25 protein-coding genes and 1 tRNA gene are annotated in these 26,868 nt (G+C 70.5%); 11 read left to right on the top strand and 15 right to left on the bottom strand.

All coding sequences use genetic code 11. The features are described 5' to 3' along the window. The first annotated feature begins 80 nt into the window (after positions 1-80). On the top strand, positions 81-734 hold the full coding sequence (locus AXA68_RS02860; RefSeq protein ID WP_232745130.1) for a dolichyl-phosphate hexose transferase: 654 nt from the start codon (positions 81-83) through the stop codon (positions 732-734). A gap of 462 nt (positions 735-1,196) precedes the next feature. On the opposite strand, the gene AXA68_RS02865 is transcribed toward AXA68_RS02860, so the two are convergent. Genes AXA68_RS02865 through AXA68_RS02880 form a run of 4 tightly spaced genes read right to left on the bottom strand, consistent with a single transcriptional unit; the run spans position 1,197 to position 7,110 of the window. Beyond that, entirely contained in the window at positions 1,197-3,503 is a 2,307-nt protein-coding gene (locus tag AXA68_RS02865; RefSeq protein ID WP_066412535.1) for a DUF7846 domain-containing protein, read from the bottom strand. A gap of 24 nt (positions 3,504-3,527) precedes the next feature. Continuing rightward, the gene (locus AXA68_RS02870; RefSeq protein ID WP_066412538.1) at positions 3,528-4,742 is read right to left on the bottom strand and encodes an extracellular solute-binding protein; all 1,215 of its coding nucleotides are present in this window, start codon (positions 4,740-4,742) and stop codon (positions 3,528-3,530) included. 39 nt (positions 4,743-4,781) lie between these two features. Next, positions 4,782-5,963, bottom strand: coding sequence for an alpha-1 4-glucan-protein synthase (locus tag AXA68_RS02875; protein ID WP_066412541.1), 1,182 nt, complete (start codon positions 5,961-5,963; stop codon positions 4,782-4,784). A gap of 22 nt (positions 5,964-5,985) precedes the next feature. Further along, complete coding sequence (locus tag AXA68_RS02880) at positions 5,986-7,110, bottom strand: lysylphosphatidylglycerol synthase transmembrane domain-containing protein (protein WP_066412544.1); 1,125 nt, start codon at positions 7,108-7,110, stop codon at positions 5,986-5,988. Positions 7,111-7,237: 127 nt separating this feature from the next. Between AXA68_RS02880 and AXA68_RS02885 the strand changes: the two genes are divergently transcribed. Beyond that, positions 7,238-7,795 carry a rhomboid family intramembrane serine protease gene (locus AXA68_RS02885; protein WP_066412547.1) on the top strand — a complete coding sequence of 186 codons (558 nt, stop codon included), beginning with the start codon at positions 7,238-7,240 and terminating at the stop codon, positions 7,793-7,795. A gap of 101 nt (positions 7,796-7,896) precedes the next feature. Then, positions 7,897-8,925, top strand: coding sequence for a DUF7504 family protein (locus AXA68_RS02890; RefSeq protein ID WP_066412550.1), 1,029 nt, complete (start codon positions 7,897-7,899; stop codon positions 8,923-8,925). Positions 8,926-9,026: 101 nt separating this feature from the next. Here the strand turns inward: AXA68_RS02890 and rpsJ are convergent, their stop codons facing one another. From rpsJ to AXA68_RS02920, 6 genes are all read right to left on the bottom strand, one after another. Next, positions 9,027-9,335, bottom strand: coding sequence for a 30S ribosomal protein S10 (gene rpsJ / locus AXA68_RS02895; RefSeq protein WP_066412551.1), 309 nt, complete (start codon positions 9,333-9,335; stop codon positions 9,027-9,029). Positions 9,336-9,338: 3 nt separating this feature from the next. After that, positions 9,339-10,604, bottom strand: a complete 1,266-nt coding sequence (tuf, locus tag AXA68_RS02900; protein ID WP_066412560.1) for a translation elongation factor EF-1 subunit alpha — start codon at positions 10,602-10,604, stop codon at positions 9,339-9,341. A 267-nt stretch (positions 10,605-10,871) separates the two neighbouring features. After that, the gene (locus AXA68_RS02905; protein ID WP_066412562.1) at positions 10,872-11,870 is read right to left on the bottom strand and encodes a homoserine dehydrogenase; all 999 of its coding nucleotides are present in this window, start codon (positions 11,868-11,870) and stop codon (positions 10,872-10,874) included. Next, positions 11,867-12,481 carry an amino acid-binding protein gene (locus AXA68_RS02910; RefSeq protein WP_066412564.1) on the bottom strand — a complete coding sequence of 205 codons (615 nt, stop codon included), beginning with the start codon at positions 12,479-12,481 and terminating at the stop codon, positions 11,867-11,869. Before AXA68_RS02910 ends, AXA68_RS02905 begins: the two co-directional genes overlap by 4 nt. A gap of 317 nt (positions 12,482-12,798) precedes the next feature. Then, positions 12,799-12,945, bottom strand: coding sequence for a hypothetical protein (locus AXA68_RS17230; protein WP_232745043.1), 147 nt, complete (start codon positions 12,943-12,945; stop codon positions 12,799-12,801). Between the two features lie 729 nt (positions 12,946-13,674). Then, a complete protein-coding gene (locus AXA68_RS02920) occupies positions 13,675-15,864 on the bottom strand; it encodes an elongation factor EF-2 (protein ID WP_066412567.1) in 2,190 nt (729 codons plus the stop codon). Positions 15,865-16,096: 232 nt separating this feature from the next. Here AXA68_RS02920 and AXA68_RS02925 point away from each other — a divergent pair, with 232 nt between their 5' ends. Next, complete coding sequence (locus tag AXA68_RS02925) at positions 16,097-16,741, top strand: bifunctional 4-hydroxy-2-oxoglutarate aldolase/2-dehydro-3-deoxy-phosphogluconate aldolase (RefSeq protein ID WP_066412573.1); 645 nt, start codon at positions 16,097-16,099, stop codon at positions 16,739-16,741. A 37-nt stretch (positions 16,742-16,778) separates the two neighbouring features. Here the strand turns inward: AXA68_RS02925 and AXA68_RS02930 are convergent, their stop codons facing one another. Then, positions 16,779-17,021, bottom strand: coding sequence for a ferredoxin (locus AXA68_RS02930; protein ID WP_066412582.1), 243 nt, complete (start codon positions 17,019-17,021; stop codon positions 16,779-16,781). Between the two features lie 198 nt (positions 17,022-17,219). Here AXA68_RS02930 and AXA68_RS02935 point away from each other — a divergent pair, with 198 nt between their 5' ends. From AXA68_RS02935 to cgi121, 5 genes are all read left to right on the top strand, one after another. Next, entirely contained in the window at positions 17,220-18,014 is a 795-nt protein-coding gene (locus AXA68_RS02935) for a helix-turn-helix transcriptional regulator (RefSeq protein WP_066412585.1), read from the top strand. Between the two features lie 57 nt (positions 18,015-18,071). Further along, on the top strand, positions 18,072-18,326 hold the full coding sequence (locus AXA68_RS02940; RefSeq protein ID WP_066412587.1) for a hypothetical protein: 255 nt from the start codon (positions 18,072-18,074) through the stop codon (positions 18,324-18,326). 51 nt (positions 18,327-18,377) lie between these two features. Next, positions 18,378-18,584 (top strand): hypothetical protein, encoded by a 207-nt coding sequence (locus AXA68_RS02945; protein ID WP_066412589.1) that lies wholly within the window; start codon positions 18,378-18,380, stop codon positions 18,582-18,584. 322 nt (positions 18,585-18,906) lie between these two features. Then, positions 18,907-21,372, top strand: coding sequence for an ATP-dependent DNA helicase (locus AXA68_RS02950; protein ID WP_066412590.1), 2,466 nt, complete (start codon positions 18,907-18,909; stop codon positions 21,370-21,372). Further along, complete coding sequence (gene cgi121, locus AXA68_RS02955) at positions 21,369-22,043, top strand: KEOPS complex subunit Cgi121 (RefSeq protein ID WP_080505143.1); 675 nt, start codon at positions 21,369-21,371, stop codon at positions 22,041-22,043. Before AXA68_RS02950 ends, cgi121 begins: the two co-directional genes overlap by 4 nt. Positions 22,044-22,268: 225 nt before the next feature. On the opposite strand, the gene AXA68_RS02960 is transcribed toward cgi121, so the two are convergent. Continuing rightward, positions 22,269-22,341: transfer RNA gene (locus AXA68_RS02960), tRNA-Gln, on the bottom strand. Between the two features lie 177 nt (positions 22,342-22,518). Between AXA68_RS02960 and AXA68_RS02965 the strand changes: the two genes are divergently transcribed. Continuing rightward, positions 22,519-23,109 carry an IMP cyclohydrolase gene (locus AXA68_RS02965; RefSeq protein WP_066412593.1) on the top strand — a complete coding sequence of 197 codons (591 nt, stop codon included), beginning with the start codon at positions 22,519-22,521 and terminating at the stop codon, positions 23,107-23,109. An 84-nt stretch (positions 23,110-23,193) separates the two neighbouring features. Continuing rightward, positions 23,194-25,359, top strand: a complete 2,166-nt coding sequence (locus tag AXA68_RS02970) for a S9 family peptidase (protein ID WP_066412596.1) — start codon at positions 23,194-23,196, stop codon at positions 25,357-25,359. A gap of 19 nt (positions 25,360-25,378) precedes the next feature. On the opposite strand, the gene AXA68_RS02975 is transcribed toward AXA68_RS02970, so the two are convergent. The 3 genes from AXA68_RS02975 to AXA68_RS02985 all read right to left on the bottom strand — a co-directional run bounded on the left by AXA68_RS02975 (position 25,379) and on the right by AXA68_RS02985 (position 26,806). Beyond that, positions 25,379-25,753, bottom strand: coding sequence for a helix-turn-helix domain-containing protein (locus AXA68_RS02975; protein ID WP_066412599.1), 375 nt, complete (start codon positions 25,751-25,753; stop codon positions 25,379-25,381). Between the two features lie 31 nt (positions 25,754-25,784). Then, complete coding sequence (locus tag AXA68_RS02980) at positions 25,785-26,024, bottom strand: hypothetical protein (RefSeq protein ID WP_066412605.1); 240 nt, start codon at positions 26,022-26,024, stop codon at positions 25,785-25,787. Between the two features lie 95 nt (positions 26,025-26,119). Further along, on the bottom strand, positions 26,120-26,806 hold the full coding sequence (locus tag AXA68_RS02985) for a DUF5828 family protein (protein WP_066412607.1): 687 nt from the start codon (positions 26,804-26,806) through the stop codon (positions 26,120-26,122). Between the last annotated feature and the right edge of the window lie 62 nt (positions 26,807-26,868).

Genomic DNA, 26,868 nt, shown 5'->3' on the forward strand with positions numbered 1-26,868 from the left:
CGATCGACGGGGCGGCCGCGACCGATGGCGCGGCAAGCGCCAACGCCGGCGAGTACACCTTCGACGACCTGAGCGTCGTGATGGGCACCTACAACGAGGAGGAGGCCATCGCGACGGTGTTGGAGGACATCGACGAGGTCACTGACGGGCGTGCGGAGGTCGTCTGCGTCGACGGTTCGTCGGACCGCACGCCGGAGATCGCCCGCGAGCACGGCGCGCGCGTGATCGAACAGGAGCCGCAGGGGTACGGCGTGGCGGTGCGCGAGGCGATCCTGACGCCGGATCGTCCGGTGGTCGTCACGACCGACTGCGACGACACCTACCCGATGGAGGCGCTGCCGGAGTTCCTCGCCGAGATCAACGACGGCGCGGACGTGGTGAGCGGGGACCGGCTCTACCACGGCGCGGAGGCGATGCCGGCGTTCAACCGCCTCGGCAACCACGCGTTCGCGGCGGTCGCGAGCCTGCTCATGGGCGAGCGCGTCCACGACACCACCACGGGGATGCGCGCGTACCGCCGCGAGGTCGTCGAGGAGATCGGCTGGACGGAGAACACCGGGCTCTCCGCCGAACTGCTGATCCGCCCGCTGATGCGCGGCTACGACGTGCGCGAGCGCCCGATCGCCTACGCCGAGCGGCTCGGCGACACGAAGCTCGACCCGATCGGCGGCGGCGCGGCCATCGCGAAGTCGATCGTCACCGTCTGTCTCGAGGAGCAGCTGCGGCGGTTCTGACGGGACCGCCTCGATTTCGAACCGGACGGCGGTCCACACACAGTGGGCATCCCGGACCGCCGCCGGCGACGTTTTTAAGATCGTGAGCGACAGCGCCGGCTATTAATAAATAAATGCGCGGATGCGGTCGGCGCGTGCCTGCGAGGCCGCCCCGCGGCCGAGTAGCACCGCGCGAGGGAGTCGGTGGTCCGGAGCGAAGCGGAGGGCCACCGACGAGGCTGGGGAGGCGTGAGGTGCGGTTGCGGTGCGGGGTGGGACTCAAAGGGGCAGCCGCGAGGCGGTCGCAGGCGACGTAAGCATCGCAGCGAGCAACGCGAGCGAGGAGCGTGGTTCGAAACGGCGAAGCCGTTTCGTCATCACGAGACGGCTCAGCCGTCTCGAACGACAACGAGCGTGCGCCCGCCTCACGGCTGGGGCTTTGGCGGTGGTAACCGTGCCAGTAGCGATCCACGGGCACGCGCCCTATTCGTCGCTCGTCTCGGCGTCCGTCTCGAAGACGACCCACTCGGGATGGGCGTCGGGCTCGTTCGGGAGGTAGGTGCCCTCGCTGCCGCACTCCGTGACGAGCCGACAGGTCGAGCGCTCGGGCGGCCAGACGGCCTCGACGCTCTCCCCGCCCTCCGTCACCCGAACCGTCACCTCCTGTCGGTAGGTGAACGTCGCGCCCGCGGGGTCGACGAGCGTCACCGTCACGGCGACCACGTCGCCCTCGGGGTCAAACGGGACGGGCTCGCTCGACTCGGGGTCACCCGCGGCCGCCGCGCCGGGCAGCCGCACGCCGTCCGGCGTCACCGTCCAGTCGACCGCGAGCGACTCTCCGGGACCCGTCACGACGTAGGAGGCGTGGTCCGGACCGCCCTCTCCGCCCCGACGCGGGTCCACGCGCACCTGTGCGCGGGCGACGCGGTCCGGGACGCCGATGGTCGTCTCGGCGGCGAGTTCGGGGCCGGACCGCCGGTCGAGCGGCTCCAGCTTCGGCGTGACGTACGCGTCGGGGTTCGGGGTCCAGGTGCCCCGGTAGCCGTAGCGGTACAGCGTCCGGTCGGGATACGCGTCGAGCACCGCGAAGTCCTCGACCGGGTCGCGATGGAGCGCGTAGACGACGTCGCCGTCGAGCCCCGGCCCGTTCCGGAGGTACTGGAACGGGTGGTTCTGCCACTCGCCGTACGGCGTCGGGAGGAAGACGAGTCCGTCCTCGAAGTCGGTCGCGTCGATCGGCGCGTACGCCGCCTCGTGTTTCGCGTCGATCGCGGCGTTCCGGTCGATCGGCTCCGAGGCGGCGTCCACGGCGGCGACGCCCGCGACCGCGACCGCGACGACGACGACGGCCGCGACCGCGACGCGGGCGACTCTCGAGGGGTCGAGCCGCGGGGACCCGACCTCCGACGCGGCGAGCCGCTCGGCGAGTCGCTCGCGCGCCGCGGAGAGCGCCCGCCACCCGGCGGCGACGCCGAGCCCGCCGAAGACCGACAGCGGGACGAGGAGATCGAAGTGGTAGAACGGGCCGAACAGCGACGCGAGCCCGTCGGTCGGGTCCGAGAGGTCGGCGAGCGCGTTGTGCGTCCCCCAGAAGAACAGGTTGCCGACGACGACCGCGACCGCCACGCCAACGAGGAGCAGCGCCGCTGTCCGTCGGAACCGGGGCGAGCCGGGGGAGTCCGAGGAGCCGTCGGCCTCGTCGGCGGCGACCGCCGCGAGGTCGCTCGGGTCCCCGCTCGCGCGCCAGCCGCGGACCGCGACCGCGCCGCCGGCGAGCGCGAGCGCCGTCCCGAGCGAGCCGCCTGCGAGCCATCGCGTCGCGATCTCCTGGAGGGCGTACCGGTTCGACTCCAGCGCCAGTCCGAGCGTGTAGTCGACGGAGTGCCCGAGGATCCGCCGCTCGCCGAAGCCAGGGCCGTCCATCGGCGCGAACGCCTGATACGGGAAGGTCAGAACCTCGCCCGTCATCCGGACGTTGTACGCGAGCGTGATCCCGACGAAGAGGGTCCCGAAGAGCGCCGTGAGCCCGTGCCGGCGGATCGGGTCGGGAAGCGACGAGAGGGTCGACGACGAGGGGTCCTCGACGCGCGCGGCCGCGCTCCCGACCCGCCACAGCGCGTGGCAGATGAACGGCGCGGCGAACAGCACCGCGGTGTACGGCCGCGCGAAGAAGGCGATCCCGATCGCGACGCCCGCGACGCCGGCGGCCCGGAGGGAGTCGTCGCGGACGCTCCGGAGGTACGCGACCGCGAACAGGAGGTTGAAGAGCGTCGTCGGCGCGTACGGGAGGAAGGCGGAGGAGGTCGCGATCGCCATCGGCGACGCCGCGAAGAGGACGGCCGCGGCGAGGCCCGCCCGCCGGCCGAACGAGAGCGACCCGAGCAGGTACACTAAGGCGGCGTTGCCGGCGGCGACCGCCGCGAGCGTCACGCGCGGCTCGCCGAACAGGAGCATCGAGACCGCGAACGTCGCCGCCGGAACGGGGTTGTACTTCGGGTAGAGCCGGCCGCCGTCCTCGACGAAGAACCACGGGTGGAAGGCGTCCGCGAGCGGTCCCGCGTGGAACTCCAGCTGGCCGCCCAAGAGTAGCGCGGCCTGCGTGAGGTAGACGCCCTCGTCGTGGTTCGCGGAGTGGTGCGAGAAGACGGTGACGGCGATCGCGAACGTCAGGACGCCCGCCGCGACCGAGACGAGCGCCGCGGCCGCGGTGACCCGGTCGGCGCGAACGAGCCGCTTGCGGAGACGGGCCGTGAGCCGACGCGGGTGGAGAGACGGTGGAAGAACTGACACGAACGGTGGTGATGGAGGGGGCGTTCAGATCTGGACGCCGGCCTCGCGCATGAGGTCGATCGTCGGCTCGAGGTTCGACAGCTCGGCCAGGTCGATGTCCGGGACGTCGAGCTCGTCGATCGTCGGGAGGTCGCCGATCGGCTCCACGCCGGGGATGAGCGGGTACTCGAAGGTGGAGCGCGCGAAGTAGTCCTGCGCCTCCGCCGACAGCAGGTGGCGGACGAAGTTCGACGCGAGGTCGGCGTCGCTCGCGGTGTCGACGACGGCCGCGCCGGCGACGTTGAACATCGCGCCCGCGTCGCCCTCGGTGAACGCGGTGGCGATCGGCGCGTTCGGGTTGCCGTCGAGCACGCGCTGGATGTAGTAGTGGTTCGTGAACGCCGCGTCGATCGCGCCGTCGGCGATCTCCTGGCAGGTCCGGAACTCGTCCGGGTACGTCGTCGCGCCGCGCTCGACCATCGCCTCGAGCCACTCGAGCGTCGCCTCCTCGCCCTCGAGGAGCCGCATCGCGGTGATGAACGCCTGTGCCGAGCCGTAGGAGGGGGCCCACCCCAGGTCGCCGGGGAACTCCTCGGGGTAGTCCATGACGTCGTCCGGCAGGTCGCTCTCGGAGAACTCGTTCGTGTTGTACGGGACCGTCCGGGCCCGCCCGGAGGTGCCGACCCACTGCTCGGTGCGGAACTCCGAGCGGACCTTCCCGGTCACGTCGTCGGGGAGCGCCTGCGTGCGCCCCGCGTCTGCGAGCGCCCCGAGCGCGCCGGCGTTCACGGAGTAGAACACGTCCGCGGGCGACCCCTGCCCCTCGTTGACGATCTGGTTCACGAGGTCGGTCGAGCCGGCGTAGCGAACGCTCAGGTCCAGGTCGTCGTAGAGGTCGTCGATGTAGCTCACGAGCTCGCCGACGAGGAACTCGCCGCGCCCGGAGTAGACGGTGAGCTCGCCCGACAGCTCGGGCATCTCGGCCATCGGCGTCCCGCCGGGGGCCCCGCGCCCCTCGCGGCCGGAGCCGATCTGGCCGACCGGCGACTCGGGGTCGCCGTCGCCGCCGCCACCGCCGCCGCCGTCACCGGCCTCGCCGTCGCCGCCCGCGCCCTCGTCGTCGCTGCCGGAACAGCCCGCGATCCCGGCGACGCCGACCGAGCCGGCCGCGGCGAGGAAGCGCCGTCGTCGCACGTTTCTCCCGTCGTCGCGTCCGCCGCCGTCGCGTTCGTCGTGTCCGTCGAGTTCGTGTCCGGTCATGTGTTTTAGGCTTGCCTAAATACGTTTAATCGTGTCGATTCAGTCGTCCGCGGGGGCCGGCGTCCGCCGGATCGCGTCGAGGCAGTCGAGCCAGTCGCGCATGTACTCGCCGCAGTGGTTGAGGAACGCGCCGTTGTTCCACTCGGAGAAGTCGCCCTCCGCGAGCGCGTCGGCCATCTCCGCGAACGCCGCCGAGAACGAGTCGGCGTCCTCGCCCGCCCCGTCGACGACCTCCCAGACGTGTTCGTTCAGCTCCAGCCCCGCCACCTCGTTCGCGAGGTCGTCGAACGTCGAGCGCGGGGCCTTGTTGTGCTCACAGAGCGGCCCGCCGTTGTAGATCCGCTTGCCGAGCACGTCGCAGGCGCGTTTCAAGAACAGCCCCGACCAGATGTCGTCGAAGCGGCCCACGTCCCACTCGTTGTCGTCCATCGGCAGCTGGTAGAACGCCGGGATGACCTCGCGGCGGAACGCGAGGTTCATCGAGCAGACGGTGAGGTAGTTGCCGCGCGCCGCGACGAAGTCCTCGCCGAAGTCGTCGGCGGTCGTCCGCGTCTGCGCCTGTCCCTCCAGGTCGCCGTCCATCAGGATCCGGACGGCGTCGAGGTCGGGGACGTTCGTCCACAACCCCTGGGAGGCGACGACCTCGCCGGCATCGACGTCGACCGCGTCCGTCTCGACCGTCTCGTCCATCGCCGAGTAGGGGTAGCCGCGGGGGTAGAGGCCGTGTTCGTCGGCGTTCTGATAGAGGACGTTCACCCAGTTCTCGTCCGAGCGAACGCGCTCGATCGAACCGCCGAACGCGAGGTTCTCCATGTGGCGGCCGAAGTAGTCCTCGTCGTCGTGCGGGAGCGTGTCGTCGTCGATGAAGACCCCGTACTCGAACTCGGGGTTCGCCCACATGTAGAGGAGCCCGAAGCTCGTCTCGGCGTGGCTCGCGGCCGGGACGACGTGGCCGTACTCCGCGACCCCGTTGGCCTCGTACCACTCCTCGCGGCGGGTCCCGTCGAAGACCTTGCCGGAGACGTCCAGATCGTCGAGCATCTCGCGCATCTCCGCGACGTCACAGAAGTCCTCGGTGACCAACACGAAGTGGAGCCTCGAGACGTCGAACCCGTGCGTGCGGGCGTTCTCGACGTAGGCGCGGATACACTCGTACTCCCGGATCGTGGGGACGATCACACAGACGTCCCGTGTGTCCCCCCGCGTGCTTCGTTCGTCCATGCCTCCAAGTTTTTAGGCTGGCCTAAAAATCTGGCGGTCCGGCGGCGGACGGGTCGCCCTCGCCGGTCGCGGGCTCTCCCTCCTCGGGGCCGGCCGTCGGGAGGCGGTCGAAGACGAGCGCGGCGACGCCGCCGCCGCCGAGCGTGACGGCGTTCTTCAGCGCGTGGTCGAGGACCGCCGCGACGACGGCCGTCTCGACGGGGATCGCGGTGGTGCCGACGACGAGCCCGACGAACGCCGCCTCGTAGAGGCCGATGCCGCCCTGCGAGAGCGGCAGCACCTTCGCGAGGTTCCCGGCGCTGACCGCGAGCGTCCCGACCGTCACGAGCGTGAGCGCCGGCACCGTCCCGCCGAACCCCCCGACGAGCGCGGCGAGCACGAGCACCGCGGTGAGGACGTCGAGCCCCCACACGAGGAGGCTCCCGACGTAGACCCGAGCCAGCCCGCGCGGCGCGACGGCGACGACGCGGACCGCCGCGCCGAATCGGACCGCGGCGTCGACGACGCCGGAGAGCCGGGAGCTCCCGGAGAGCCGCGAGTCCTCGACGCGGGCGCGGAGCGCGGAGCCGAACTCCCGGTCGCTCCGCGCGACCGCGACCGTCGAGACGGCGAGGAGAACCGCGACGACGGCGAGCGCGCCCGCGGCCGCGAGGGGCGTCGCGGCGCCCGTCGTCCCGACCGAACGGTCCCCGAGCAGGAGCAGCGCGAGGGCGGTCCCGCCGAGCGTGGCGATCGCCACGAGGTCGAAGCCGCGCTCGACCGCCAGCGAGGCGACGCCGGTGGGATAGGGGACCGCGCGCCGTCGCTTGAGGAGGTACGCCCGCACCCCGTCGCCGGCGCGCGCCGGGACGACGAGGTTCGCCGTCTGGCTCGCGAACACGGCGGCGGTGAGGAAGCCGACGCCGTGTCGCCGGTCCATCGGCGCGAGCACGTCGCCGTACCGCCGCCCGCGGAGCGGCCACGAGAGGAGGTACGCGAGGAGCGCGAGCGCGAGGAGCCGCGGGTCCGCCTCGGCGACCGCCGCGAGGAGCGCGTCCGCGTCGACGGTCCGCGCGAGCACGGCGACCCCCAGCGCGAGGACGACGACGGTCCCGAGGAGCGTGAGTCGCCCGCGGGAGAGCCGGTCGCGCAGCCGTTCGTCCGACATACACTCGTTTAGGTAGGCCTAAATCATATAACGCTGGCGGTTCGACCGGCGACGGGACGGCTCGTCGACCGGTTCGAACGAACGGGTCGCCGCGAGTTTAACTCGGGTCGGGCCGAAGGAGGCGACGATGCGCGCCACGCTCGAGACCCTCGGGATCGTCTGCGTCGTCGGCCTCGCGCAGGCCGCGTTGAGCCTCGTCGGTCTCGGGTCGGCGCTGGCGCTTTCGGCCCCGCTGTCGGTCGCGCCCTGGACGGTCCTCACGAGCGTCTACGCGCACGGATCCGTCGGCCACCTGCTCGCGAACGCGCTCGCGCTGCTCCTCGTCGGCCCGCTCGTCGAGCGCCGGACCACGCGACCCCGATTTCACGCCTTCGTCGTCGCGAGCGGCGCGCTCGCCGGGACGACGCAGGTGATCCTCGGCGGACTCGTCGGCCCGCCGACCGCGGTGCTCGGGATCAGCGGTGCGGTCTTCGCGCTCGGCGGCTACCTCCTCGCGGGCAACGCGGCCGCGGCGACGCTCTTCGACCGGCTCCGGCTCACGGCGCGCGCGCAGTTCGCCCTCTTCGCCGGGGTCGCCGTCCTCCTCACGCTCGCGACCGCCGCGCCCGGCGTCGCGCTGATCGCGCACGCCGCCGGGGCGTTCGTCGGGCTGCTCGCCGGTCGAGCCCGGCTGCTGGAGCGGTAGCCCCGACTTCGGGCGGTGTACCGCGTCGCCGACCGTGGCCGTGAGTAGCAACGTGAAAGTTGAACGATGAGTTTATGTCAACCAGATACTGAATGGTGTCAGTGACGGACTCGGATCGCACGCTAAACGACTACATCGGCCGATCGACGTCCGTTCTGCTGCTCGCTCCCCTGCATGAACCCCCCGACGACGACGCCTGTATCGATCTGTTGACTCGCGATCCGCCCGAAGACACCAACGTGGTGAGCGTCACGCTCTCGGCGTCCCCCGCCGAGCGGCTGTCGGTCTGGCAGCGCGAGGCCGGCGGCGAACTCCCGACGCGGGCGACGATCATCGACGGGAGACGGGAGATGAGAAGCGACGGGCTCCCGGTCTCCGAATCGGGATCGATCGCCGTGCGGGGGCTTCCCGAGGACGCGGACCTCTACGACGTCGGGCTCGCGATCGCCAGCCAGCTCGGCGCGTGGGAGGACGCGGACGAGACGACGGTCCTGTGTCTCCACTCCGTGACGCGCCTGCTCGCGGCCCACGACACCGATCAAGTGATCGGCCTCCTCACCGCCCTCAACGACCTCTGTGAGCGGCTCGGCGTGAGCGCGCACAGCCACGTCGACCCGGACGCACACGACGAGGAGACGCTTTCGACCCTTCGCCCGCTGTACGACACGGTCGTCGAGTACACCCCGACAGACGGCTGGATCCCGACGGAGCGCGAGGAACAGACGCCGACGCCGTCGTTCCGTTCGACGACGACGCCGCCGGGCGGGGCGGCGAGAACGGATCCGGACCGTCCCGAGACGGTGCCGATGCGGCACTCCTTCGAGACGATACTCGACCTGCTGTCGTGCCCGCGCCGGCGCACGCTCCTGTATCACCTGAAGAACCAACCGAACCAGGTGGTCCCGCTCGACCGGCTGGTGGAGGCGGTCCACGACATCGATCGGTCGCTGCCGACCCGCGACTCGTCCCCGCCCGAGGCGATCCGCGAGGAACTCCTCGAGACGCACCTCCCGATGCTCGAGGAGGCCGGGATCGCCAGGTACGACGCCGACGCCGGGACGGTCCACTACACGGAGAACCGGGGACTGGAGTCGTTCCTCCGATACGTCGAAACGATCGAGTTAGGCTGAACGCGAACCCGGCCGTGGTGACGCGAACGGAGACGGCGACGCCGGCGCTGTCCGGGCTGAAAAGCGAAAACGGAGAGCGTGGCGCGAACGCGCCTTAGCGCTTAGTCCTCGAGAACGATCTCGATGCTGACGTCGTTGGGCACCTGGACGCGCATGAGCTGACGGAGCGCACGTTCGTCGGCGTCGATGTCGATCAGCCGCTTGTGGACGCGCATCTCCCAGTGCTCCCACGTCGCCGTCCCCTCACCGTCCGGGGACTTCCGCGACGGGATCTCCAGCGTCTTCGTCGGGAGCGGGATCGGGCCCGACAGGGCGACCCCCGTCGAGTCCGCGATCTCGCGGACGTCGTCGCAGATGTTGTCGAGGTCCTCGGGGCTCGTGCCGGCGAGGCGGACGCGTGCCTGCTGCATCGATTATCGCTCGTTGACTTCGAGCACTTTCCCGGCCGCGATGGTCTGACCCATGTCGCGGATGGCGAAGCTGCCGAGCTCCGGGATCTCGCCGGACGGCTCGATGCTGAGCGGCTTCTGCGGGCGGACGGTGACGACCGCGGCGTCGCCCGACTTGATGAAGTCCGGGTTCTCCTCGGCGACCTCGCCCGAGGAGGGGTCGATCTTCTGATCGATGGACTCGATCGTACAGGCGACCTGCGCCGTGTGGGCGTGGAAGACCGGGGTGTAGCCGGCCGTGATCACCGACGGGTGCTGCATGACGACGACCTGCGCCTTGAACGTCTCGGCGACGCTCGGCGGGTCGTCGGCGGGACCACACACGTCGCCGCGACGGATGTCGTCCTTGCCGAGACCGCGGACGTTGAACCCGACGTTGTCGCCGGGCTCGGCCTTGGGAACCTCCTCGTGGTGCATCTCGACCGTCTTCACCTCGCCGCCCACGTCGGACGGCTGGAAGGAGACGTTGTCTCCCGTGTTGAGGATGCCGGTCTCGACGCGTCCGACGGGGACGGTCCCGATGCCGGAGATGGTGTAGACGTCCTGGATCGGGAGTCGGAGCGGCGCGTCCGTCGGCGGCTCGGACTCCGGCAGGTCGTTGAGCGACTCCAGCAGCGTGGGGCCGTCGTACCAGGGCGTGTTCTCGGACTCCTCGGCGATGTTGTCGCCCTCGAACGCCGAGATCGGCACGAACGTCGTGTCGTCGGTCGCGAAGCGAACCTGGTTGAGCAGGTTCTTGACCTCCTCGACGACCTCGTTGTAGGAGGACTCCTGGTAGTCGACCAGGTCCATCTTGTTGACGCCGATGATGAGCTCGTTGATACCCAGCGTGCGGGCCAGGAACACGTGCTCTCGGGTCTGGGGCGCGACGCCGTCGTCTGCCGCGACGACGAGCACCGCGTTGTCGGCCTGCGAGGCACCCGTGATCATGTTCTTCACGAAGTCACGGTGGCCCGGGCAGTCGACGATGGTGAAGTAGTAGGAGTCCGTGTCGAACTCCTGGTGGGCGATGTCGATCGTGACGCCACGCTCGCGCTCCTCGGCGAGGTTGTCCATCACGTAGGCGAACTCGAAGCCGCCTTTGCCCTTCTCTTCTGCTTCCTCGCGGTGCTGCTCGATTACGTGCTCGGGGACGCTCCCCGTCTCGAAGAGGAGTCGACCCACGAGCGTACTCTTGCCGTGGTCGACGTGGCCGATAATGGCCAGATTCTGGTGCGGTTTGTCACTCATGGGGTAATCACGCGCTAAGGCGCTCTGTGAGTACGTTTTCGGTTGATTCCACTAAAACGGTTTCGATACGCACCACAGGCGAGAACGCCGCTGTCCGGTGATTCCCGTCACCGCGGGCCACGGCATCGCGACACACGGAGGGCTCGCGACGATCGCACATCGCGGTGTCCGCCGACGAGGAAGTCGCCGGCCAGCGGCATGGGAACGGAGACGGAGTGGGACGGGAACGGGGACGGAGACAGAGACGGGACGGGATCCGAACCGGAATCAGCCCAGCCGGCCCACGTCGCCGAGGATCGCGCTCGCCGTCTCGGGGCCGCCCGCGCCGCGCCCGGAGATGTTGAGCCGGCCCGCGTGCGTGGTCTCGATCTGGACGATGTTCTGGGTGCCCGAGACCGCGAGCGTCCCGTTCTCGTGGACGAGCCGCGGCGCGACCCGCACCGTCTCGCCGGTCGCCTCGCCGATGAGCCTGACCGTCCGGCCGTCCTCGGCGGCGAGCCGGAGGACCGACCCCGGCACGTCGCGGATCCCCTCGACCGACGCGTCCGCGAGGGTGAACTCCCGCGCGTCGGCCGGGTCGTCCGCCCCGCCGAAGGAGAGCACGTTCGCGAGGATGACGCACTTGAGGGCGGCGTCGGTCCCGTCGACGTCGAAGGACGGGTCCGCCTCCGCGACGCCGAGGTCCTGCGCCTCCGAGAGCACGTGGTCGTAGTCGAGCCCCTCCGCGGCCATGCGCGTGAGGATGAAGTTCGCGGTGCCGTTGAGCACGCCGCGCACCGCGGTGACGTGGCTCGGCTCGATGTCCTCGACCGTCGACACCGCCGGGATCGCCCCGCCGACCGTCGCCTCGAAGCGCACGTCGCCGGCGCTGTCGGCGGCGAGCGCCTGGAGGTCGCCGTACCGCTCCGCGACCGGGCCCTTGTTCGCCAACACGACGTGGCGGTCCCGCTCGAGGGCGGTCCGAACGTGGGAAAAGCCCGGCTCGGCGTCGCCCAGCGTCGTCGGAGTGGCCTCCACGAGGACGTCGTAGTCGGCCGCGAGCGCGTCCGCCGGGTCGTCGTCGCCGACGATCCCGGCCTCCGCCTTGCGGGTCACGACCGCCTCGGCGTCGACGCCGGTCGGGCCGTCGGAGCCGGCGGCTCCGCTCCCGTCCGCGACGATCGCGCTCGAGGAGTCCGCGACGGCGACGACCTCGTGGCCGTGTTCGCCCGCCAGTTCGACCACGGAGCGCCCGACCGCGCCCGCGCCGACGACGGCGAGTCTCACGCCTCCACCCCCGCGAGCGGCGCGACGACGCGCAGCTCCTTCTCCTCGGCGATCTCGCGGACCGCCGCGATCGCCTCCGCCGTCTCGCCCGACCGCGCCTCCAGGCGGAGCCGGGCGCTCGAGACCTCCTCCGTCCCCTGCGGGGCCGCGAGCGACACGTCCGCGACCGACGTCGACGCGGACGCCTCGATCCGCGAGAGCGTGTCCGAGAGATCGGTGTCGATGAGGTGGCCGAAGAGCACGAGGGTGATCTCCTCGGCGTACCGCTCCGTGCCCGCCTGCATCACCGTGATCCCCTCCGCGCGGAGCGCCTCGACTATCCCCTCGAAGCGCTCCGTCGTCGCCTCGAAGTCGACCTCGACCGGGATCCGGCCGCGCGGGGTCTTGTTCCCGCGCTCGTGGTAGATCGACAGCAGGTTGCCGCCGTTGTTCGCGATCGGCTGGAGCGCCGCGAGCAGCTGGCCCGGCTCGTCGACGAGCTCGAGCCGGACCGTGTGCGTCGACGGGGCCGGGTCGTGGCCGCCGTCGGCCGCCGGGTCCGTCTCGTCTCCAGCGTCCGCGGACTCGCCGTCGACCGCCTCCTCGGGCGCGCCGTCGCGGACGTCGCTCACACGACCACCTCCCGCGAACCCGCCGCCGTCAGGCACGTTCCTGTCGGCGCGGAGCGGCCGCTCGCTTGCTCCGTGCCGATGCGCCGATCGGGGATCGTGCCCGTCTGCATACCCGAAAGGAGTCGGTGGGATCGGTATAAGCCTTCGGCGATGGCAGTCGTTGCCTTCGTGCCGTGTGAACACACGCCTCAACCGCCTCCCGCGGAACTCCGTGGAATCAAGAGCGGTGCGAGAAGGCCGGGTGGAAACGGATCGAACGGGTTCCGTCGAGACCCGCAACGAGTGGGATATCCTGACCGAGGTGTGCTCGATACGGATCAAGCGGTGACCAGTCGGAGGAGCAGTCCGACTGCCCAGATCGCCAGACCGAAGACGAGGAGATACGTTATCGGCCCGTACTCGCTGACGATGGGGTTCTCCTCGTACCGGATCAGTCCGAACAGGCTGGCCAGTAACAGAAACACACCTCCGATGAGCTGTAGCGCAGTACCGGCCGTTACCCGTAGTTCTCCGGCGATTCCGACTTGAGCGAGTAATAAGACGCTAACGAACAGGAAACAGACGGCGACCAATCTGGAGGGATGCATATACACTAGACGACACGTCACACGTAATACTGCTGCGCTTGCCCCGATGGATTCGTACACCTAGTGAGCGGCTGTTCTCCACCAAATCGGCTGGCGAGAGCCCGCCCTACTGTGGTGAGTGGCTTCGGTCAGTAGAGTCGAAGGAACGAGCGGTCCTGCTGTGCGGTGGCGCGCCGGTGAGCGGGTGCGACAGCACCCGCGAACCGCTCGCGAGGGACGTCGCGAACGCAGTGAGCGACGAGGCTGGGGAGGCGTGAGGTGCGGGGCGGGGCGGTCGGGTGGGATTCAAAGGGGCAGCCGGCTCCGGGAAGACGGCCGACGCAAGCACCGCAGCGAACGAAGTGAGCGAGGAGCGCAGCGAGGCCCTCGACCGGAGCCGGCTGGGGCTTTGAAAGAGTTCACCGCCCCAGCAACGATCTCTTTTTTGTCACCTCTAGAATCCACGAAATATCCGCTCTATAAGCACTCTCCATCGATCAACCGTTTCGGACGGAGAGACATCTGAAGAGGGGGATTTCAGCAGAGTCGAGAGAACGGAAACAGCCGAAAAGGGAGAGAGCGAAGAAAACCGAAAAACCGCGGGCCGGAGCCGCCGACGGTGTCAGTTCAGATGTAGTCGATCGAGCTGGGGAGTTCGAGCTTCATCCCCTTGCGCTCGCGGATCTCCATGATCTTCTCGCGCTGGAGGTTGTCCACGAGCACGCGGAAGCCCGCGTTCTCCGTGTTCCAGGAGGCGCGGCCCTCGGTGGCGGAGCGGATGTCCGAGGAGAACCCGATCATCTCCTCGACGGGCGCGATGCCCTCGACGACCATGAGGTCGCCCTCCTGGTACATGTCGTCGACGCGGCCGCGGCGGCCCTGGATCTCGCCGGACGCCGCGCCCATGTGCTCGCTGGGCACGTCGATCCGGACGTCCTGGATCGGCTCCAGCAGGCGGACCTCGCCGTCGATCAGCGCGCGGTGGACCGCGTCGCGGACGGCGGGGATGACCTGCGCCGGACCGCGGTGGATCGTGTCCTCGTGGAGCTTCGCGTCGTGGAGGCGGAACAGCGACCCCTGGACCGGCTCGGCGGCCAGCGGGCCGTCGTCGAGCGCCTCCTGGAGCCCCTCTAAGACGAGCTCCATCGTCTCGTTGAGGTGCTGGATACCCTTCGTGTCGTCGATGAGGATGTTCGTCCGGTGAATGTCCTCGACGTTCTGGGAGGTGTCCTTGTCCATGCCGGCCTCCTGGAGCGCCTCGCGGCGCTCCAGTTCGGGCATGTCCATCGAGACCTCGCCGAGCTGGATGGCGTCGACGATCTCCTGGGCCATCGGCTCGACGGTGATGTAGAACTTGTTGTGGCGGTTCGGCGAGACGCCCTCGACCTCGCGGGACGCCTCCTGGGGCTGCTCGCGGTAGACGACGATCGGCTCGCCGGTGATGACCGGGATGCCCTGGTTGTCGCGGATCCGCTGGGTGATCACTTCGAGGTGGAGCTCGCCCTGCCCGCTGATGAGGTGCTCGCCGGTGTCCTCGTTGATCTCGATCTGGATCGTCGGGTCCTCCTTCGCGACCTGCTGGAGCGTCTCGATGAGCTTCGGCAGGTCGTCCATGTTCTGGGCCTCGACGGACTTCGTGATGACCGGCTCGGAGATGTGCTCGATCGACTCGAACGGCGTCATCTCCACGGAGGAGACCGTCGAGCCGGCGATGGCGTCGCGCAGGCCGGTGACGGAGGCGATGTTCCCGGCCGGGACGTGTTCCACCTCCTCGCGTTCCGACCCCATGAAGAGGCCGACGCTCTGGATGCGGTTCTTGCCCGCGGTGCCGGAGACGTACAGCTCCTGGCCCTTCTCCAGCGTGCCGGAGAAGACGCGCCCCGTCGCGATCTCGCCCGCGTGCGGGTCCATGGAGATGTCCGTGACCATGAAGACGACCTCGCCGTCCTCGTCGACGAGCTGCATCCCCTCGGCCAGCTCGGAGTCGGGGTCGCCGCGCCAGATGCGCGGGACGCGGCGGGGCTGGGCGTCCACGGGGTTCGGGAAGTGCTCACAGACCATGTCGAGCACGACGTCCGAGAGCGGCGTGCGCTCGTGGAGCTCGTCGCGTTTGTCGTTCTGTTCGAGCTCCATGATGTCGCCGAAGTCCATGCCGGTCCGCTGCATCGACGGCATCGAGACGCCCCACTTGTACAGCGCGGAGCCGAACCCGACCGTGCCGTCCTCGACGGAGACGGTCCAGTCCTCGGGGATGTCGTCCATGTTCTCGGCCATCCCGCGGATGAGCTCGTTGACGTCGGCGATGACGGACAGCAGGCGTTCCTGCATCTCCTGGGGCCCCTCCTGGAGCTCCGAGATGAGGCGGTCGACCTTGTTGATGAACAGCGTCGGCTTCACGCCCTCCCGCAGCGCCTGGCGGAGCACCGTCTCCGTCTGGGGCATCGCGCCCTCGACGGCGTCGACGACCACGAGCGCGCCGTCGACCGCGCGCATCGCGCGGGTCACGTCGCCCCCGAAGTCGACGTGGCCCGGCGTGTCGATGAGGTTGATGAGGTGGTTGGTGTCCTCGTACTCGTGGGTCATCGAGACGTTCGCCGCGTCGATGGTGATCCCCCGCTCCTGCTCGTCCTCCTTCGTGTCCATCGCGAGCTGCTCGCCCGCGGTGTCCTGGGAGATCATGCCCGCACCCGCCAGCAGGTTGTCGGAGAGCGTCGTCTTCCCGTGGTCGACGTGGGCGGCGATGGCGATGTTCCGGATATGCTCCGGGTTGTCCATCAGCCGCTCGCACTCTTGAACGATCTTCTTGCGTCGGCCCATTATACCGCGTGTTACCGACAGCAGGGTCAAAAGGGTAGTGTTTCTCCGCGGCCGTTTCGCCGGGGATCACCCCCGATCGCCGCCGATTTCGTGTCGATCGCTCGCACGATCGATCCGGGTCTCGCTCCGCGACGAACCGCTCACCGATCCGCGGCGAACCGCCCACCGACCGGCGCGACCGGTCGACGGCGGACCCGGACGGATTTAAGTGATCGGTCGGGAAGGGGTATCCATGAACGAGACGCTCTCGCGGATCGTCGACAGCGGCGTCGTCGCGGTGTTGCGCGGGGTCCCGGCCGACGAGCTCATCGCGATCGCGGAGGCGCTCCGCGAGGGCGGCGTCACCGCCGTCGAGATCACCGCCGACACGCCCGACGTGGCCGACCTCCTCGGCGACGTGACCGGCTCCTTCGACGACGAACTGGTGATCGGTACCGGCACCGTCCTCGACAGCGAGACCGCCAGAACCACCCTGATGGCCGGCGCAGAGTTCGTCGTCTCGCCGAGCCTCCACGAGGACGTCATCGAGACGTGTAACCGCTACGGGGCCGTGAGCGCGCCCGGCGTCATGACGCCGACGGAGGCGATCCGCGGCTACGAGGCCGGCGCGGACTTCGTGAAGGTGTTTCCCGCGAAGACCGTCGGGCCGGCCCACGTCGGCGCGATGAAGGGCCCGCTCGGCCAGATCCCGATGATGCCGACCGGCGGCGTCGGTCCCGACAACGCCGGCGACTTCGTCGAGGCCGGCGCGTTCGCCGTCGGCGCGGGCGGCGCGCTCGTCGACTACGACGCGGCCGCACGGGGCGAGTACGAGGCGATCACGGAGACCGCCCGCGAGTTCACGCGGGTCGTCGAGGAGGCGCGGGGAGACGAGTGAGACGGCCGGGTCGCCGCCACGCTCTTCGGGACCTTCGCTAGATCACCTGCTCGCCGTCGTCGTCGTACACCGCGATGGCGTCGACGGGACAGGCCCGCGCCGCGAACTTCGCGTCCAACTCCTCGCCGTCGGGAACGTCGACGACGAACACGTCCTCCTCCCGTTCCTCGCTCCCGACGAGGTCGGCCTTCCCGTCGTTCAGGTCCTTCTCGAAGCCGTCCCACTCGGCGACACACTGGTACATCCCGATACAGGTGTCCCGGTCGAACTCGACGCGCATACCCCGGCTACGCGAAGCGGGTACAAAGCGGTGGCGGGCGGGCTCGTCGACTCGGGAGGCCCGTTCCCGCAGACCGGGAGTTCTCCCGGACGATGAGGGTATGTCCGTGCCGACCGTTCGGAAAACCGCCCGCTGACGCCGACGCCCTCCGTCGTTCTCGGCCGGGCCGTTTTTATCCCTTCCGTGCGCGTTCTCGCCATGGACCCGGACGGTAGTGGCTCGGACGGACGCGCGCTCCGGGACGTGCTCCACAAGCGCGCGGACGTGTTTCGAGCGCTCGAGGCGTCGCCGGCGAGCAAGCCGGAGCTCGTCGATCGGCTGTCCAGCTCGCGGTCGACCGTCGATCGCGCGATCGACGATCTGGCGGACGCGGACTGCGTCGAGTCGCGGAGCGGGACCTACTCGCTCACCGCGACCGGCCGGTTCGCGCTCGCGGAACGCGACCGCTATGCGGCGGCGACGCGAACGGTCGAGGCGGCGAGCGACCTGCTGAACGGCCTCCCCGAGGGGACGACGCTTCCCTCGGTCTTCCTCGAGGGCGCGACGGTGAGCGTCGCGGACCCCCACGCGCCCTCGAGCGCGTCGACGGCAAGCAGCCGGCTCCTCGGGCGGGCGACCGCGATGCGGGGATTGGCCCCGACCGTGCTCAAGTCGGACGTGTTCATCATCGACCGGGAGCTGGACCGCGAGGATCTGGAGGTGTCGATCGTCGCCGAGCCCGCGGTGGTGGAGGCGCTCTCGGAGCTGTCGGACACGCCCGTGGCGACGCTGCTGGCGCGCGACTCCTTCGATCTGTACCGCAGCGCGGGACCGCTCCCGTACGCGCTGTGGGTGATGGAGACGCCCGACGCGGACCGCGCGGGGATCACGTTCCGCGGCACCGGCGACGTCACCGGACTGGTGACGAACGACTCGCCGGAGGCGGTCGCGTGGGCGAACGCGGAACTGGCGTCGTACCGGGAGCGAGCGACCCCCGTCGACCGCCCGGTGTAGCGAGCAACCGGTTCACAGACCACCCGGTTTAAGACCGGTGCGGGCGAGGTGCCGACGATGACCGCAGTCTGGCTCGTCGACCGACAGTTCGACTCGAAGGGGCTCGTCCGGCTGACGTACGCGACCGAGGACGGCGAGCGCGTTCACACGAAGGAGCTGGCCGAACAGCGGCTGGTCACTGGCGGCGGGGTCACCGCCGGCCGCGACGTCGACGAGGACGCGCTCGGGGAGGCCCCACCGGAGGAGGTCGAGCGGTTCGCCGCGGAGGCGTCGCGGATGGCCGCCGAGCACGACCTCGACGACACGGTGTGAGCGGTCCGGGGGTGGGTAAGCTATTAGAGGCGCTTCCGACGACGAACCACCATGGCAGACGCGCAGGGAGCGACGACGGTCCCCGTGAACCACGCGGTCTCGATCGTCGTCTCGGCCGGCGCGGTCGGCGGGGCGTTCGGGTACCTGTTCACCGTTCACCTCGTCGAGCCGTTCGCCTCCGAGATGGAGGCCGTGTGGCTCACCACGGTCGCGTTCGCCGCGGTCGGGGTGTACCTGTGGGGCGCTCTTCGATCGTGACTCCCGTTCGACGCTTCCCCGGTTCACCCCGACACCGCGTCGAGCGTCGCGGGAATCGCGGGCACGGGTAGCCGGATCCGCGACCGTTCCGCACTCACGCCTCCCCAACCTCGCACCGACCGCGACGCCGGAAACCGCTCGGCGTCGCGGTCGCTGCTCCCTCGCGCGGTCCTTGAGGACTCCGTCCCTCGTCTCACGCGCGCCGGAGCGGACCGAACGACCAACGACCAGGACGACCAACGACCAGAACGACCCGCGCCCTCCAGCGCCTCGCCGCCCCCGTTCCGACGGTTTAAATCGCGTCGGCGACCAAGGCACGCCAATGCAACCGACCGCCCTCTCCGGGCTCCCCGCGGGCGTCGGCGAGGCGCTCGAGGCCGAGGGCGTCGCCGACCTCTACCCGCCACAGGAGGCCGCCGTCGAGGCGGGCGTCCTCGACGGCGAGAGCCTCGTCGCGGCCGTCCCCACCGCCTCCGGCAAGACGCTGATCGCCGAGCTCGCCATGCTGTCGGCGATCGAGCGCGGCGGCAAGGCGCTGTACATCGTCCCGCTTCGCGCGCTCGCGAGCGAGAAGAAGGCCGAGTTCGAGCGGTGGGAGGAACACGGCGTCACGGTGGGCGTCTCCACCGGCAACTACGACTCCGACGGCGAGTGGCTCGCGACCCGCGACGTGATCGTCGCCACCTCGGAGAAGGTGGACTCGCTGATCCGCAACGGCGCGCCGTGGATCGACGACCTGACCTGCGTCGTGAGCGACGAGGTCCACCTCGTCGACGACGCGAGCCGCGGTCCGACCCTCGAGGTCACGCTCGCGAAGCTGCGGAAGGTGAACCCCGGCCTCCAGACGGTGGCGCTGTCGGCGACCGTCGGCAACGCCGACGTCATCGCCGAGTGGCTCGACGCCGAGCTCGTCGAGTCGGAGTGGCGGCCGATCGACCTCCGCGTCGGCGTCCACTTCGGCAACGCGATCGACTTCGACGACGGGAGCAAACGGGAGGTCCCCGTCGACCGCGGCGAGGAGCAGACCGCCCGGCTCGTCGCCGACGCGCTCGACACGGAGGAGGACGGCCAGGGCGGCTCCTCGCTCGTGTTCGTCAACTCCCGGCGGAACGCCGAGTCGTCGGCCCGGAAGCTCGCCGACGTGACCGGGTCGCGGCTCACGGCCGACGAGCGCGACCGGCTCCGCGATCTGGCCGAGGAGGTCCGCGGCGTCTCCGACACCGACACCTCCGAGGACCTCGCCGACGCGGTCGAGCGGGGCTCCGCGTTCCACCACGCCGGGCTCGCGGCCGAGCACCGCAGCCTGATCGAGGACGCCTTCCGCGACCGGCTGATCAAGTGCGTCTCCGCGACGCCGACGCTCGCCGCCGGCGTCAACACCCCCGCGAGGCGGGTGATCGTCCGCGACTGGCGGCGCTACGACGGCGAGTTCGGCGGGATGAAGCCGCTCGACGTCCTCGAGGTCCACCAGATGTGCGGCCGCGCCGGCCGCCCCGGGCTCGACCCGTACGGCGAGGCGGTGTTGCTCGCGAGCGACGCCGACACCAAGGAGGAGCTGTTCGACCGGTACGTCTGGGCCGACGCCGAGCCCGTCCGCTCGAAGCTGGCCGCCGAGCCCGCGCTGCGGACCCACGTGCTCGCGACGGTCGCCTCCGGCTTCGCCTCGACGCGCGGCGGCCTCCTCGAGTTCCTCGACAACACCCTGTACGCCACCCAGACCGACGACGCGGGGCGGCTCGCCGCGGTCACGGACAGCGTCCTCGAGTACCTCGCGGTCAACGGCTTCCTCGAGCGCGACCGCGAGGGCGGGACGGAGTCGCTCTCGGCGACCGGGATCGGTCACACCGTCTCGCGGCTCTACCTCGACCCGATGAGCGCGGCGACGATGATCGACGGCCTGCGGGACGCGTGTGCGGCCGACGACGCGGCTGACGAGGGGACGAAGGCCGGGGCGTACGAGCGATCGGTCACGACGGACGCGGCGGACGACGGCGAGGAGCCCGGATTCGGGACGTACAGCCGGGTCGAGGGCGGTGGCGGCGGTGGAGGTGAAGACGCCGGCGACGACGGGACCGACTCCGACGACGCCGACCCCGCGTCCGAGATCACCCCGCTCGGGCTCTATCACCTGGTGAGCCGGACCCCTGACATGTACGAGCTCTATCTCAAATCCGGGGACCGCGAGAGGTACACCGAGGTCTGTTACGAGCGCGAGGCGGAGTTCCTCGGCGACGTGCCCTCGGAGTACGAGGACGTCCGCTTCGAGGACTGGCTCGCGGCGCTGAAGACCGCCCGGCTGCTCGAGGACTGGGCCGACGAGGTGGACGAGGACCGGATCGCGGAGCGCTACGGCGTCGGTCCCGGCGACATCCGCGGGAAGGTCGACACCGCGGAGTGGCTGCTGCGTGCGGCCGAGACGCTCGCGGCCGACGTGGACGGGGTCGACGGCGACGCCGTCCTCGCGGTCCGGCGGGCCAGAAAGCGGGTCGAGTACGGCGTCCGCGAGCAGCTCCTCGACCTGGCCGGCGTGCGGAACGTCGGCCGGAAGCGCGCCCGCCGGCTGTACGAGGCGGGCGTGGAGACCCGCGCGGACCTGCGGGAGGCGGACAAGGGCGTCGTGCTCGGCGCGCTCCGCGGCCGCGAGCGAACCGCGGAGCGGATCCTCGAACACGCCGGACGCGAGGACCCCTCGATGGACGGGATCGACGCGGACCGGTCCGCCTCGGCGGCGGCGACGGCCGGGAGCGGCGACGACGAGGGACAGGCCAGCCTGGGTGACTTCCGATGACCGGCTCCGGCGATCCGGTCGGTTCCGGCGATCCGGCCGGCTCCGGGGGCTCGACCCGCGCCGTCGACCCCACGACGACGGAGCACTCGCGTCCGAACCCCGAAACCCGCCTCGTCGAGGGCGTTCTCGCCGTTGACGACCTCGACGCGTTCCTCGCCGACCTCGAGGCGATCCGCGAGGAGACGGGCGCGGTCGTCCAGGCGTTCGACGCCGACCGCGTCGTCGACGCCGCACACCTCCGGCTCGCGACCCGGCTCGCCGCCCGGTCGGTCGCGCGCGGCGAGGCGGTCGCACGCGACCCCGCGGTCGAGATACTGCTGTACGCCGCGGGCCGTCGACAGATCGACCGCGCGCTCGACCTCGGCGTCTCGCCGGGCGAGCGACGGGCCGCGCTCGTCGTCGCCGACTTCGGTGACATCGTCGACGCCGGCGCGGACGTCGGGGGGGACACGGATATCGAGGGGGACGCCCGCCGGACCGCGGACCTCGAGACGGCCGTCGCGGCGGTCGAGGACCTGCTCGCGGCGGGGCCGGAGCCGACGCTCGGCGAGTTCGACGACGAGGCTGTTCGCGACTACTACGGGGTCACCGACCGCGAACTCGACGCGACCGTCGGCGACCTCGCCGACGTCGTCCGCGAGCGGGTCGCCCTGCTCGACGTCGAGAAGTGATCGGAGAGCGACGACGACTCGACGGTCCCGCGGTCGCGTCGAGTTCGCGGTCGCCACGCCGTCACACACCCCCTCTCTTCAGTTGGAAACCGCAAGACAGAGACGGGATATCGTTCCAGTAGAAGCAGGAGAAACGGAGGAACGGGAGAAGCGAAAAGCGGCGAGAAACGGGGGATAACCGAGGACGCGGGGAACGGCGCGTGAAGCGGCCGCGGAGAAGACGGATAGTCCATCCTGGATTCGAACCAGGGTCGAAGCCCCCAGAAGGCTTCAGGATTGGCCACTACCCCAATGGACTGTGCGCACCGTCGCTACTCCACGCGTGTTTGTAAGCGTTGCGCGTCGCGTTCTCCCTGTCACGCGCTCGCACACGATTCGGGCCGAGTCGCCGACCGGTCCGCCCGATCACCCCGACGCTGTCGCCGGACGTGGATCGATCGACGTGTTTTAACCGAGAGAATACCCACGGCCGTGTATGTACATCGGACGGTTCGTCGTCGTCGGTCCCGGAATCGGCGCGTATCGGGTCTCCTCGCGGTCGTTCCCGAACCGGCGGGTGATCGATCGGGGAGACACGCTGACGGTCGGACCCACGCCGGACGCGCCCGAGACGGAGAACCCGTACGTCTCGTACAACTGCGCGCGCCGCGTCCGGACGCCGACCGACGAGCCGCTGGCGGTTCTCGGGAACGGTTCGCACGTCGACCCGATAGCGGAGAAGCTCGAGTTCGGCTACCCCGCCCGCGACGCGCTCGCGACGCCGCTCCTCGCGCTCGACTTCGAGAAGGACGACTACGACACGCCGCGGGTCGCCGGCGTGGTCGGCGCGGAGACCGCGACGATCGGCACCGTCCGGCGCGACGCGCTGCTCGTCGAGTCCGTCGACGCGCCGACGCTCGTGGCGACCTACGAGCGGGACGCGCCCGGAGCCTACGACCTCGCGGCCGCGGACGCCGGCGCCGCCGCGAGCGAGGTCCTCGAGGCCGACTTCGAGCACCCGGTGTGTGCCGCCGGCGCGACCGTCGACGGCGACGGCGTCTCGCTGGCGTTCGACAACGGGGAGTGACCCCGCGGCCGAGGCGTCGGTTCGAACCGCTCCCGCCGCTTCCGGCTCCCGACGGCTTTTGAGCGGACGGGCCGACGGTCGGGTATGGAGCGAGTCACGGCCGCGACGTATCACGACATCGCGACGCCGGCGGACCCCCGGATCTCCCCGGACGGCGACCGGGTCGCCTTCCTCCGACGGCAGCCAAAGGGCGACGAGGAGCGCGAGTCGACGGTGTATCTCGTCGACGCCGACGGCGGCGAGCCGCGGCGCTTCACCCTCGCCGAGGGGGCGGACGCGGAGCCGCGCTGGAGCCCCTCCGGCGACCGGATCGCGTTCACCTCGACGCGCGGGGACGACGACGACCGCCGACAGCTGTGGGTCCTCCCGGTTCACGGAGGCGAGGCCCGTCGAGTCACCGACGTCGTCGGCGGCGTCACGGAGATCGCCTGGTCGCCCGACGGCGAGCGGATCGCGTTCGTTCAGTCGGTCACCGCCGAGGACCGGGAGGCGGGACGCGACCTGTCCGTCCCCGACGAGTACGAGCCCGACGATCATCCCGACCCGCGGGTGGTCGACCGAACGGTGTTCCGCTCGGGAGCGGAGTACTTCGACGGGCGGCGGTCGGGGATCTACGTCGTCGACGCGGAGGCGGTCGCGGACGGAGTCGCGGGCGACCGGTCGCGTGCCGACGACTCGGCCGTCGAGCGGGTCACCGGCCGCGACGCCGACTTCGCCGCGCCGGAGTGGGGCGACGCCGACACGCTCTACTACGCCGAGTCGGTCGGCGAGGACCCCGACGACTCCGCCGAGATCGCGATCCACGCCCACGACCTCGCGGCCGACGCGGTCGAACGGGTCCACACCACGACGGGGTGGGCGTCGCCGATCGCGGCGACCGCGGACGGCCGGGTCGCGTTCACCCGCACCGACCCCGACCGAATGTCGCTCCGACAGACGGACCTCCACGTCCTCGACCGGGCGGACGGCTCGGTGACGTCGCTCACCGCCGACCTCGACCGCGACCTCGACGACGACGTGACCCCGCAGTGGGGGCCCGACGGCGAGACGCTCTACTTCGCCACGCCCGACGAGGGCGAGACCGCGCTGTGGCACGTCCCCGCCGACGGGAGCGCCGACCCCCGGCGGCTCCTCCGGGAGGGCACCGTCTCCGGCGCGACGGTCGGCGGCGACGGGACTGGGTCAGACGGGGGCGGGCCCGGCGCGGTCCGCGTCGCGCTCGCGCGCAGCGAGTGGGACCACCCGGGCGACGTGTTCCGTCACGACGCCGCGGAAGGGACGACGACCCGGCTGACCGAACTCAACGCCGACCTCCTCGCCGAGCGCCACGTCGGCGAGCCCGAGGAGATCCGGTTCGACTCCGACGGCGTCGAGATCCAGGGATGGGTGCTCACGCCGCCCGAGTTCGACCCCGACTCGGGGGATCGGTACCCGCTCGCCGTCGAGATCCACGGCGGCCCGCACGCGATGTGGTCGACATCGGGGACGATGTGGCACGAGTTCCAGACGCTCGCCGCCCGCGGCTACGTCGTCTTCTGGTCGAACCCGCGCGGTTCGGCGGGGTACGGCGAGGCGTTCATGCGCGCGATCGAGCGCGACTGGGGCGACGTGACCTTCGCCGACGTGACCGCCGGCGTCGACGAGACGGTCGCGCGGTACCCGATCGACGAGTCGAACGTCTTCGTCACCGGCGGCTCCTTCGGCGGGTTCATGACCGCGTGGGCGGTCGGCCGGAGCGACCGGTTCCGCGCCGCGGTCGCCCAGCGCGGCGTGTACGACCTCACCGGCTTCTACGGCTCGACGGACGGCGCGTACCGGCTGCTCGAGGGCGACTTCGACGCCGTCCCCTCCGAGGAGCCCGCGTGGCTGTGGGAGCAGTCCCCGACCGGGCACGCCGACGCGGTCGACACCCCGACCCTCCTGATCCACGCCGAGGACGACACCCGCACCCCGATCTGTACGGCGGAACTGTTCCACCGGATCCTCCGGAAGAACCGCGTCGACACCCGGTTCGTCCGCTACCCGCGGGAGGGCCACGAGCTCTCCCGCTCGGGCGAGCCCGGCCACGTCGTCGACCGGATCGAGCGGATCGTCCGCTGGTTCGACGGCTACTCCGACCACCACGACGCGCCGCGCGCGCTCGACCGACCGGAAGGAGCGGGGTTGACGGCGAACGACGGGGAGTCGGCGGGGGACGACGGGAAGTCGGCGGGAGACGACGGGAAATCGGCGGCGGGCGAGGACGCGTGACCGGGCGTTCCCCGACGACCTACGCCTCCTCGGGGTCGAACGCGTCGATCGACTCGTGGACGCCGGCGACCCACTCGTCGAGCGCGTCGTGGAGGAGCCGCTTCGCCTCCGGGACGGGGATCGCGGTGTACTGGTAGACGTACCCGCCCGAGTCCAGCAGACGGCGGCGGCGCTCGACGAGCCCCTTCTCGCGGAGCGTCGACAGCGAGCGGTTCACGTTCGAGCGGTCGCGGTCGAGCGCGTCCGCCAGCTCGGCGACGGTGCTGCCCCGGTACTCGATCAGCGTCAGATACGTCCTGCTCTCGTGGTCTCGGATGCCGAAGACGCACGAGAGCACGTGCTCGAACGACGGGGAGACGTCGCCGACGAGGTCCTCGATCTCTGCTTCGGCCATGGTGACGTGTCGTCCGCGAGCGGATTAAAGATCAGTCTTCCGCTGCGTACCCCATGCGGTCGAGGCAGGCGCGCATCTCCGCCTCCTCGGTGTGCCTGTGGAGGCTCGTCGGGGTGTCACAGTGGTACGTCTCGCCGTCGTACCGGAGCACCACCTCGTGGGCGCTTCCGGCCACCTCGACGTCGAGGACGACCCGCCGTCCCTCCCGCAACGCGGCGATGATCTCGTCTGCGGGGCGCTCCCCGGGCTCGATCCGGAGCGGAGGCGTCATGGACGCGGTTTCGGGGGGTCGATGGATAAAGCTCCCGTGCCGCGTCGGACCCGTCGCCGCCCCCGGCCGTCGCCGAGTCAGGTCATTCGGTCGAGTCAGGTCATCGTCGACTCGGGACCGCCCTCCTCCTCGGGCGGCTCGACGCCCTCCGCGGCCGCGACGTCCTCGGTCCGCTTCTCGGTCTCGACGTGCCAGCGGTCGATCTCCGACTCGTACTCCGCGAGGATGTCGCTCACCTCGGATTTCAACTCGTCGTCGTTGACGTTCACCTCGAACTCGAACGTCTCGCCGTCGTCGCCGCGGGCGACCTCGGTGACGTTGGCGCTGATGAGTTCGTTGTCGAAGTAGTACGGGGCCATCTGGGTCATCACCTTCCGGTACACCGTGTCCTCGACCTTCCGGATCGCCTTCCGGCCCGCCGAGTCGGCGGCGCGGGCGACGTGGTTTATCGACTCGCCCCAGCGCTCCACCGCGCCCTCCGTGTCGTCCTCCTCGACCTTCTCGTAGGACTCGGTGAGCTTCTCGCCCGCCGTCTGGAGGTCGTCGCCCGGCGTCTTGCCGGCCTTCTCGCCGTCGCCCTCGCTCACCGACGCCTGCTTCGCGGTCTTCTCCGAGACGTCCTCGTCTATCCGCTCGTGGGCCTTCGGTCGCCAGTCGTCGAACTCGTGGAAGGCGTCGCCGTCGACGCCGGCCTCCCGGAGCGCGAGCGTGATCCGCTCGCCGTGCTCGACGACGTCGCCCCAGTCCCCGCGTTGTTTGAACCCGGAGATGCTCTCTTCCATTGGTTACCACAACCGACGTGTCGGACGAGTATAAGTCTCCCCGTCGGCGTCTCGGCGCTGAT

The sequence above is a fragment of the Halorubrum aethiopicum genome, assembly GCF_001542905.1.
Taxonomy (GTDB): Archaea; Halobacteriota; Halobacteria; order Halobacteriales; family Haloferacaceae; genus Halorubrum; species Halorubrum aethiopicum.